A 9,141-nucleotide genomic window follows, 5' to 3' on the forward strand; every position below is an offset into this window, starting at 1 on the left:
CTCCGAGCGGACGATTGAGGGGGAAAACGGCGCTCGCTACCGTGTCCGGTTGATGGCCTCGTCCCGAAAGGGCAGCCGGATGCCCGGGATCGTCGCGAACTTCACGAACCTACTGGAGCAGGGATGACCGAGGGGAGCGGGCACCGCGCCTAGAACCTCGGCGGCCCGTCCGCGCTTGCGTGATATCGACGAGGCTGCCTACGCGAGAATAGCGGGCAAACGGCACGCCTTTGCAGAGGCCGCCCACCTCTGTTTCGTGGGAAAGCAGATCGCGGTGCCGGCCTGAGCTGAAGGTTGAACGTCAGCTTTCCGGCGGCCAGCCCAGGCTTGCCTCGACATCTACGAAGACATCAAAGCTTACGACATGCCGGAAATGCAGATTCTGATGCGCCTACTGCTGCTTCAGATCGGTCAAGACATTGCGCGCCAGCAATCCAAAAATTAAAAAGGAGCAGCTTGATTGCAGTTCATGAGGCTGAATAAGGGGAGGCTATCTGTTCGGCGCGTTCAGCCATTCGTCCGCGAGCGTAAGGGTCGCACGGTAGAATACCGTACCGTCCATGTCTCGCACGGCGGTTGAGAAGGTCCGATGATCGCCAGTGGCCAGCTTGTCCCGAGCCATATCCGGAAGGGCTGCCAACGCGGCCGTGCGAGCATCTTCCAGGGTATCGAAGGCAATGCCCTCGTCGCCAAGGATCAAGTGTTCATCGTCACAGCTATCGATGACGTAGCGAGACATGTGGCTCTCCTCAGAAAGCAGCACTCTCCTAGGTTCTGTTGGCTGACGCCACAACTTAAGTGAAATGCTGCAGCTACGCCTTTGAAACACGCTAGGCGTCTTATTCCTCCTGCATTAGCAGCCGACGGATTCCCCTTCGATCAGCCGCGGCGACGCTGCTTGCCCCCTCCATAGGCGGGTCGCCGGCAACGTTTTTGAACGGTCGTCACCGAACCGAACCTGGGACAGGCTGGTTGATGCGCCATGGCGTACCAAAACCCCGTTGAGAACTTTTCCTGCCAGCGCTTGCGCGACCGGACGGCCCTGAACGTCATCCTCGATGAGACGGTGCTATCCGCGTTTTCGGAGACGATCTCCGCGCTCCGAGATGGTGGCGATCCGCTGGTCCCTGAGTTTGAGCATGTGGTCCGTTCGCATCGCATAGGCATCATCAAGCAGCGCGCCATCCTTGGGGCCGCAGGGATCGACTTGTGATGGTAGAGCGCCCACTCTACATCGTTCGGGGTCTCTCGAAGAACGGCACAGTGACCTACAACTGTCCGACGCCGGAATGGGCTGTGCGCAAGAACCGTGACCTGATCCAGAGCAAGCTGACTGACGTTACCATCACGGGACCGGACGGCCGCATCCTGAGCCTGAGAGAGCTGGAAGCCCTTTCGGACGAAGGCGCCGTACCCAAGGCTTGCGCCTTGGCGTCCAGGGCCTAACTGCCGACAGCGATATGACTGTTCCTCGCCGTCATGCCACGCCGTACATGCCAGCATCCCGCCGACTGTAAGGCCGCCGGTCGCGGTGGACCCTGCCGCCGATGCGATGCCGCTGCCATTGCACAGCGGGCAGTGTCCCTTCGCGAACGCATCCAAGCGAAGAAAGCCGAAGGGCTCTCACTCTATGCGCCGCGCAGTGAGCGTTCCCCGAGGGAAGAGGTGCCTTAACTTGAGGCCGTTGATCTCTGCTCGACTGCCTCTGGGTGAATTTTCCCTCCGTCGTCGGCGCACAAGCATGGTTGCCGTGTAGCGACCGCTTCGTTGCGAGATGTCTGCTTTCGAGCTTTAGGTTGGAGCTCCTCAAAGGCGAAGTTGGGTCGAAAGCAGTGCGTCCGCTTTCGGGTGGGCGGCCAACTTCCGCTCCTGGCGCAAAGCCGTCATTTAGCGTGCGGCTGTCGAAAGGCAGCTTTCCATTCGACCCGGACCTTTGCACGAGCTGGTTGTTCGAGTTTCAGACATCAGCCTCGCCGGGTTGGCTCTGTCGATAGCTTTGGGACATGGTCTCAATCCACTCGACGCACGGCTAATCTCCCGTTCGCAGCCATCCCTACCGGCTATAACCGCCGCTGGGTTCGATATCGTGTTCGAGGCTCTGCACGACGTCGCGCAAACGTGCACACTCGGCAAGAAGTGCTGCGATCCGCCGCTGATCCTCGTCATGGGCTTGCGCGATTGCTTGTGTCTGCTGTCTCGCCTCCGCCAACTCGGTCGCAAAACGCTGCGTCAGCTCGGTCGCCATAGTGTGATACAAGTGCGCTTGGGCGGCTTCGTATTCCTGCTCCAACCGCGCCTGCCCTTGCTGGGCATCGCGCAGCACGAGATGTTCGGTTCTCGCCAGGCGCGCCCGCTTCGGTCCGACCCGGGCATGCCCGAACTTGGCGCCGACCGTAGTGTGGTAGTCATCCTGAGTGGCGCGCATTGCGCCGAGATACGCCGCGCGCTGTGTTTTTTTGTCCGCGCCCGCGTCTTCCACCTTCTTGAGTGCGGCCCGGCCCGGATGGATCGCCTCCAGCTGCAGCCGATCGCCGAGACCGAGGGCCGGGACAGCGTAGGCATGCAGATGCGGATAGTCTTCGTCCGCATGCTCGACCACACTGAGGAGCGCATCGCCAAACTGGGACTGGCACCAGGCCACCGCCTCGGCGCGCCAAGCGCTGTAGAGGTCGGAGGCATCGGGCGCATCGCGATCTTCCACGAGGTCGCGCCGGACTGGATAGGACAGCACCGTTGCGACAAGGACGGCGCCATCGCAGCGCAGTCGCCTGCCGCGGGTGTCGCGAGCCTGCCCGGCCCGTTCTAGGGCAATGCGACCGACCTCGATCGGCGTGACGCCATAAAGAATGGTCGGGGCCGCCGGATAAGGAACGTGGCGGGCAGCGCCAGGTGCACGCGCACCTTCTTGCACGATGCCGCCGATTGAGGCCCACGCCGGCTCGCCCTTGCGGGGCTGGGGTCCGTATAAGCTAATGTGAAGAAACTGTGTCGACATGGGTCACCTCCACCACCCATTGTCGCCGGGGCGATGAAAGTATCCACGGCCAAGTTTGGATCCCCGTCCGGGTAAGCTGACGCAAGCCGAAGTGCGCCAGTGCAGCGATCCCATGATCAAAGCGGTGGGGGCTTCTGAGCGGTGCCAATCAGAAAGTCAGCGGCCTCTGCCGGCTGGACCGGTGACGAGCATCAAGCCGCTGGCCCACAGGCCCAAGCTATCTCCCGGCCGCCACGTCTACCTTGCCGTCATCCGCCACCTGCACTCGCGGTGCAGCTGAGGCAGCGTTTTGATTCCCGGCAGACACGGCCGGGGCAGGTCCAAGATGTCCGCCCTCGACAGGGGCGGTTGTCACCCGTGCTGGAAACACGGGGCGGCCTGGCCTCAGCAACCACCTGCATCAAAGGTGATCACCATGATTCCCACGACCATTTGTCGACGCACGTCTTGTGTCAACCCAGCCGCCGATCCCCATGCCGTCCGTATCGACCGAAGCTCGGTCGCCAGGAGCCTGCCAGCTGTGAGGGAGGTTGCGATGAAGATCGTCACGACCATCCTCGACGGGAGCGGCCAAATCCACATCAGCGCAACGAGGGCGCCCGATCTGCATCGATGGGAGATCTCGGCACGAACGGGTAGCGCCACGCTTATCGGTGTGACACTGGCCCCTTCGGGGCTCAGTCCCGAGGCGCTGATCGCGCAAACCGATCGACGCCTGACCGGCGCTCGCGTCGTGCCTGGGGCGTACGCCGTAGCCCCGCTGCCGCTGTTCGCGCCGTCACAGTGGCAGGTCTCGTTTTTCGCTTCCGCGCACTTCTCGTGATCTTTACGGCCCGGACACGAAAAAGTTGGCGCCGGGTCACGGGTCGCCTCATGTTCGTTGCCCGATTGAAGCCGCAAGCCGTCTGATCCCCGGCAGCGTGGATGCGGCATGCGGTTTTGACCCGTCCGTCGTAGCCACACTGACGGCGGCGAGGCCTGCAGACAACGATCCGAGGTCCCCTCGATTGGTCGCCATCGGATCGTTGGAGCGATATCCAAGATGACATCCTAGAGACCGACTAGGATGTCCGGTTGCCTTGGCAACATCGCCAGGATCCTACACACGCCGCCGACGAAAATGGGCAATCCGTTTCTCACCATCGAGCGAGGTTACAGGCATTCTCGCCACCCTCACGTCTGTCTCGGCCGGCATCGCCGAGCTGGTTCAAGGTCATCCAAAGGCCTTGCGTCCACGTCGAGATGCGGTGATCCTCGTCTTGCACATCGGTTCGCAGGACATCGTCGAGGGCCGCTCGACATTCAGTCCGCCACACCGGCGTGTCGCGCCGGGGAAGGTGAGGCAAACCTTCCCGCGCTGGCCGGCGGCCAGCCCCGGATGCGCAGGCCGCCGGTCAACGCGGGACCTCACGTGATGCGTGGCGTACGAGACTTCAGCTCCACCGGCGGCTTGCGCTTCGTGCGCATCGAAGCCGGCAGGACGATCGGGCGCGGTAACCGGCGCCAAGCAGACCAAGCGTCCGCGTCCCGTCGCCAAGCTGGCCCGGGCGGAGGAGAGCTGCGCCCAACGTTTATCTGGGAGATCGCTGCGTGCACCCCGCACATGCGCGTTATCCCAGACGACCGGCGTTACGGATGTCGTCGACGACCTACCCCGACCCGTGCCGGTCGGCCGAGCCGAACTCGAAGTTCTGGAGACCTACCTCGGCTCCGCACTCGACGACCTTCTGCGCGCGATGAAGTTATGATGCGGGTCAAAAGCCGATGCCTTCCACGCGTGAAGGATCACGCGTCGCGAACAGCGCGCCGATCGCTGCCGATGGCTTGCTCTCCTCGGCCTTCGCCGCCGCTGACGTCTCCTGCCAGGATCTGGAAAGGCGATCGATGAGCCGTCCCACCCGCAAGGTGCGCCCTCTAGCGCCGACCGACGGTCCGATGCGCACGTGCGGATACCTCCGCGTCTCGACCGGTCGGCAGGCTGAAGGCGATCTGTCGATCCCCGATCAGCGCCGGCAGGTCCAGGCCTTCTGTGCGAGCAAGGGTTGGTCACTGGTCGGTGAGTTCGTCGAGCCGGGGGCCTCTGGCACAGATGATAACCGGCCCGAGTTCCAGAAGATGATCGAACGCGCGACCGACGACGATCACCCCTACGACGCCATCGCTGTTCACAGCTTCAGCCGGTTTTTCCGCGATAGCTTCGCGCTGGAACTTTACCTACGCAAACTCGGCAAAGCCGGGGTGCGGCTCATCTCAGTTACGCAGGAGATCGGTGACGACCCCGCCCAGGTGATGATGCGTCAAGTCATCGCTCTGTTTGACGAATATCAATCGAAGGAGAACGCCAAACATGTCCTGCGGGCGATGAAGGAGAACGCGCGCCAGGGCTTTTACAACGGCGCGCCGTTGCCGCTCGGCTATGGGCTCGACGAGGTTGAGAAGCGTGGCGTCCGTGTCAAGAAACGCCTCGCCGTCGATCCGGTCGAGGCCGAAACGGTGAAGCTCATCTTCCGCCTGTACCGGCACGGTGATGGCAAAACCGGCCCGTTGGGCATCAAGTCGATCACCTGTCACCTGAACGAACGCGGCTTCCGCACCAGGCTCGGTGCGCGCTTCGGCGTGGCCACGATCCACGGCATCCTCACAAACCGCACCTACGTCGGGGAGTGGGGCTTCAACAAGCGCTGTTCGAAGACGCTGACCCAGAAACCGGTGACCGAACATATCCCGATCAGCGTGCCCGCGATCATCGAAACGACGGAATTCGAAGCGGTGCAGGCCACTCTTAAGGCCCATAACCCGCGAGCGATGCCGGCCCGGGTCGTCACGGGTCCGATCCTACTAACCGGTTTGGCGACTTGCACCGTCTGCAACGGTCCGATGACCCTGCGCACCGGCACGTCGAAATCCGGGCGCGTGCACAAATATTACAACTGTTCGACGAACGCTCGGATCGGCAAGACCGGTTGCACCGGTCGGACAATTCCCATGGACAAGCTCGACACGCTGGTGACGGATCATCTCGTCACCGAATTGCTGCAGCCCGACCGGCTAAGGGCAACACTGGCTTCGTTGTGGACGATGCGGCACGAGAAAACCGCACAGGTCGATGGACGTGTCGCCACACTGCGCGCGGAGGTCACGACGGCGGAAGCGAAGCTGAAGCGGTTGTACCAGATGGTCGAAGAGGGGATGACCGACCTCGACGAGATTCTGAAGGACCGGCTGGCTACCCTGAAACAGGAGCGCGATCAGGCGAAGGCCGCACTCGACCGCATCCAGGTCGCGGAACGTCCACCGGCGGAGATCGCGTCCGAGCTGATCGAGCGTTTTGGCCAACTGATGCGCGCAAACGTCACCGCGGGCGACATCCCGTTCCGCAAAGCGTGGCTTCAATCCATCGTCGAACGTGTTGAGGTGGGCGCCGACGTCATCCGTATCGTCGGCGACAAAGCCAGCCTGGAAACAGCGGTCATTAGCGCCGGATCATCGGCAGCGCCGGGTGTTCGCAGTTCTGTACGGAAGTGGCGCGCCCGAAAGGATTCGAACCTCTGACCCCCAGATTCGTAGTCTGGTGCTCTATCCAGCTGAGCTACGGGCGCCCTGCGGACCGGGTGGCGGTGAAGGCCTGTTCCGGTCGCGAGGGGGTGTCTAGAGGCTCGTTCCGCGCTTGGCAAGTGGGTAAGCGGGGCGATCGTCTCCGGCGGTGCGATCGACTTGGTGCGGCGCACAGCGAGGGAGGGGCGACGCATTTCGGGAGCAGATCGGGTGTCGCCTCCGAACGCTCGCGCGCCGTCGGACCCCATGGCGCTCGCCTTTTGGCGAGCACGCGCGCGTGGTATCCGGCGCGTCCTATGGATCGGGCCTGGGCGACCCGGCTCCCGCCAAGCGGTCGCGGCCGGGTTTGCCCGATGGGGATGAGATTCGAATGAAGGCGGCGGCCGAGATGGACGGCACCCTCGCGGACTGGCGCTTCAGCGTCGCACCGATGATGGACTGGACCGATCGCCATTGCCGGGCGTTCCATCGCGTACTGTCGGCGCGGGCGCGGCTCTATACAGAGATGGTGACCACCGGCGCGGTCATCCACGGGCCGCGGGAGCGCCTGCTTGGCTTTTCCGACGTCGAGCATCCGGTGGCGGTGCAACTCGGCGGCTCCGAGCCGGGCGACCTCGCCGAGGCGGCGCGGATCGCCGAAGGCTACGGCTACGACGAGATCAACCTCAACGTCGGCTGCCCGTCGGACCGGGTGCAGAACGGCCGCTTCGGCGCCTGCCTGATGCTGGAGCCCGAGCATGTCGGTGATTGCGTCGCGGCGTTGAAGGCAGCGGTGCGCGTGCGAGTGACGGTCAAGTGCCGGATCGGCGTGGACGAGCAGGACCCGGAAGCCGCGCTGGACGCGCTCGCCGACGCGCTGGTCGCGGCCGGCGTCGACGGCTTGATCGTCCATGCGCGCAAGGCCTGGCTCAAGGGCCTGTCGCCCAAGGAGAACCGCGACGTGCCACCGCTCGACTACGACCGGGTGGTGCGGCTCAAGCGGGCGCGTCCCGCCCTGCCCATCGCGGTGAACGGCGGCATCGCCACCGTGGCGGAGGCGAAGGCGCACCTTTCGATCCTCGACGGGGTCATGGTCGGGCGCGCGGCCTACGGCGAGCCCGCCGGGCTGATCGCCGTCGATCCCGAGCTGTTCGGCACGCCGGCGCCGGTCGCGGACGCGTTCGAGGCGGTCGAGGCCTACGCCCCCTATGTCGCGGCGACACTCGCCGGCGGCGAACGGCTCCACGCCATCACCCGGCACATGCTCGGCCTGTTCAACGGGCGGCCCGGCGCGCGGGCGTACCGGCGCCATCTGTCCACCGCCGGCGTCGAGGCGACGGCCGACCTCGCGACCCTGCGTGCCGCGGTGGCGATGGTCTCCCGCGAGATGCCGGAGCGGGACGCCGTCTGATCGGCCTCCGCGGCGCCGTCAGCGCCCGCGCAGGATCAGCCGGTCGCCGCGGACCTCGTAGCCGGCGAGCCGCGTCAGGAAGCTCTGGCCGAGGAGGTTGCCGTCGAGGGCGCCCGGCCTGGCGACGAGCGCCGGCACGCGCCGTTCCGTGATCGGGCCGACGGCGAGGGACTCGAGGGTGGCCGGCGCGGCGTAGGCGACGCCGTTCGCCGTGGAGACGCGGGTGGTGAACGCGCCGGGTTCCGGGCGGATGCCGAGGGCGTCGGCGCTCTCCGCGGTCAGCACCACCGCGCTGGCGCCGGTGTCGAAGGCGAAGCTCTGGCTCTGCCCGTTGACCCGCGCGTCGACGCCGAAGACGCCGTCCGACCGGCGGGTGATCGTCACGGTGCCGCCGGGGCCGATCGCCGGCGTGCCCGGGCGCAGGGCGCCCATGACGCCGGCTTGGATCTCCTGCAGCGGCTCGCGGTAGACGTAGCCGACGACGCAGGCGAGCCCGAGGCCGCACCAGAGCAGCAGCGCCTGCAGGTTCTTGCCCGGCGCGGCGGCGAACTGGCGCCAGAACCCGGCGACCACCAGCGCGAGGATGCCGGCGCCCCAGGCGAGGCCGGCGAGCTGATCGGGCTCGATCGTCCCCGCGATCCGGCCGCCGTCGGTGGCCACGAGCAGGGCCACCACGAGGCCGATCGCGATCAGCGCAAGGATCGTCATGCGGGCGCCTGCGCGGGCGCGAGCCCGGCTTCCACGAGACGCGTCGGCAGCCCGGCCATGATCGCGCGGCGGCGCGGCTCGGACAGGGAGCCCCACAGGCCGATCTCGTCGCGCGTCCGGCCGCACCCGATGCAGAGGCCGCTCGGCCCATCGAGGACGCAGACCTTGGTGCACGGGCTCGAAGCTTTGGCGGATGGCGTTGTCACAGGCGCGTTCATCCCGCGTCCATGCCCGTTTCAAGGGTCGGCGATCAAGCTCAGACCGTGGCGAGCAGCGCCAGCAGCGCGGCGATCTCGGCGACTTGCTGGCAGGCGCCGACCACGTCGCCGGTCTGTCCGCCGATCTTGCGCTGGGCGACCCAGGTGAGGGCGAGCGACGCGAGCGGCGCCAACACCACCATCGCGAGGATGCCGGTCAAGGGCAGGCCGAGCGGGACGGCGAGCAGCGCCAGGGCGAGGCCGAGCGCGACGGCGGTGCCCGCCGTCGCGCGAGT

General features: G+C 65.6%; 10 protein-coding genes and 1 tRNA gene. 5 read left to right on the top strand and 6 right to left on the bottom strand.

The window, feature by feature from the left end; genetic code table 11:
- Window positions 1-490: 490 nt before the first annotated feature.
- Window positions 491-739 carry a hypothetical protein gene (locus tag FV222_RS10855; protein WP_147814245.1) on the bottom strand — a complete coding sequence of 83 codons (249 nt, stop codon included), beginning with the start codon at window positions 737-739 and terminating at the stop codon, window positions 491-493.
- Between the two features lie 243 nt (window positions 740-982).
- Between FV222_RS10855 and FV222_RS10860 the strand changes: the two genes are divergently transcribed.
- Together FV222_RS10860 and FV222_RS30680 are read left to right on the top strand one after the other, a co-directional pair.
- A complete protein-coding gene (locus tag FV222_RS10860) occupies window positions 983-1,213 on the top strand; it encodes a hypothetical protein (protein ID WP_147814247.1) in 231 nt (76 codons plus the stop codon).
- Window positions 1,214-1,263: 50 nt separating this feature from the next.
- Window positions 1,264-1,446 carry a hypothetical protein gene (locus FV222_RS30680; protein WP_210248479.1) on the top strand — a complete coding sequence of 61 codons (183 nt, stop codon included), beginning with the start codon at window positions 1,264-1,266 and terminating at the stop codon, window positions 1,444-1,446.
- Window positions 1,447-2,053: 607 nt separating this feature from the next.
- On the opposite strand, the gene FV222_RS10865 is transcribed toward FV222_RS30680, so the two are convergent.
- On the bottom strand, window positions 2,054-2,995 hold the full coding sequence (locus tag FV222_RS10865; protein WP_147814249.1) for a hypothetical protein: 942 nt from the start codon (window positions 2,993-2,995) through the stop codon (window positions 2,054-2,056).
- Window positions 2,996-3,530: 535 nt separating this feature from the next.
- On the opposite strand from FV222_RS10865, the gene FV222_RS10870 reads away from it, so the two are divergent.
- Together FV222_RS10870 and FV222_RS10880 are read left to right on the top strand one after the other, a co-directional pair.
- On the top strand, window positions 3,531-3,818 hold the full coding sequence (locus FV222_RS10870) for a hypothetical protein (protein WP_147814251.1): 288 nt from the start codon (window positions 3,531-3,533) through the stop codon (window positions 3,816-3,818).
- Between the two features lie 1,061 nt (window positions 3,819-4,879).
- Window positions 4,880-6,547, top strand: a complete 1,668-nt coding sequence (locus tag FV222_RS10880; protein WP_147814257.1) for a recombinase family protein — start codon at window positions 4,880-4,882, stop codon at window positions 6,545-6,547.
- On the opposite strand, the gene FV222_RS10885 is transcribed toward FV222_RS10880, so the two are convergent.
- A tRNA-Arg gene (locus tag FV222_RS10885) sits at window positions 6,518-6,594 on the bottom strand. The genes FV222_RS10880 and FV222_RS10885 overlap by 30 nt on opposite strands.
- 326 nt (window positions 6,595-6,920) lie before the next feature.
- Here FV222_RS10885 and dusA point away from each other — a divergent pair.
- A complete protein-coding gene (gene dusA / locus FV222_RS10890) occupies window positions 6,921-7,940 on the top strand; it encodes a tRNA dihydrouridine(20/20a) synthase DusA (protein WP_187277302.1) in 1,020 nt (339 codons plus the stop codon).
- A gap of 18 nt (window positions 7,941-7,958) precedes the next feature.
- Here the strand turns inward: dusA and FV222_RS10895 are convergent, their stop codons facing one another.
- The 3 genes from FV222_RS10895 to FV222_RS10905 all read right to left on the bottom strand — a co-directional run.
- A complete protein-coding gene (locus FV222_RS10895) occupies window positions 7,959-8,648 on the bottom strand; it encodes a TIGR02281 family clan AA aspartic protease (protein WP_147764525.1) in 690 nt (229 codons plus the stop codon).
- On the bottom strand, window positions 8,645-8,854 hold the full coding sequence (locus FV222_RS10900) for a DUF1289 domain-containing protein (protein ID WP_246685414.1): 210 nt from the start codon (window positions 8,852-8,854) through the stop codon (window positions 8,645-8,647). The genes FV222_RS10895 and FV222_RS10900 overlap by 4 nt, the downstream gene beginning before the upstream one ends.
- Before the next feature lie 50 nt (window positions 8,855-8,904).
- The coding region (locus tag FV222_RS10905; RefSeq protein WP_147814255.1) for an adenosylcobinamide-GDP ribazoletransferase at window positions 8,905-9,141 on the bottom strand (237 nt) is incomplete at its 5' end.

Source organism: Methylobacterium sp. WL103 (genome assembly GCF_008039885.1).
GTDB classification, from domain to species: domain Bacteria; phylum Pseudomonadota; class Alphaproteobacteria; order Rhizobiales; family Beijerinckiaceae; genus Methylobacterium; species Methylobacterium cerastii.

Coding starts and splice junctions, on each gene's coding strand:
- FV222_RS10855 (WP_147814245.1), bottom strand. CDS start 739: ATGTCTCGCTACGTCATCGATAGCTGTGACGATGAACACTTGATCCTT.
- FV222_RS10860 (WP_147814247.1), top strand. CDS start 983: ATGGCGTACCAAAACCCCGTTGAGAACTTTTCCTGCCAGCGCTTGCGC.
- FV222_RS10865 (WP_147814249.1), bottom strand. CDS start 2,995: ATGTCGACACAGTTTCTTCACATTAGCTTATACGGACCCCAGCCCCGC.
- FV222_RS10870 (WP_147814251.1), top strand. CDS start 3,531: ATGAAGATCGTCACGACCATCCTCGACGGGAGCGGCCAAATCCACATC.
- FV222_RS10880 (WP_147814257.1), top strand. CDS start 4,880: ATGAGCCGTCCCACCCGCAAGGTGCGCCCTCTAGCGCCGACCGACGGT.
- dusA (WP_187277302.1), top strand. CDS start 6,921: ATGAAGGCGGCGGCCGAGATGGACGGCACCCTCGCGGACTGGCGCTTC.
- FV222_RS10895 (WP_147764525.1), bottom strand. CDS start 8,648: ATGACGATCCTTGCGCTGATCGCGATCGGCCTCGTGGTGGCCCTGCTC.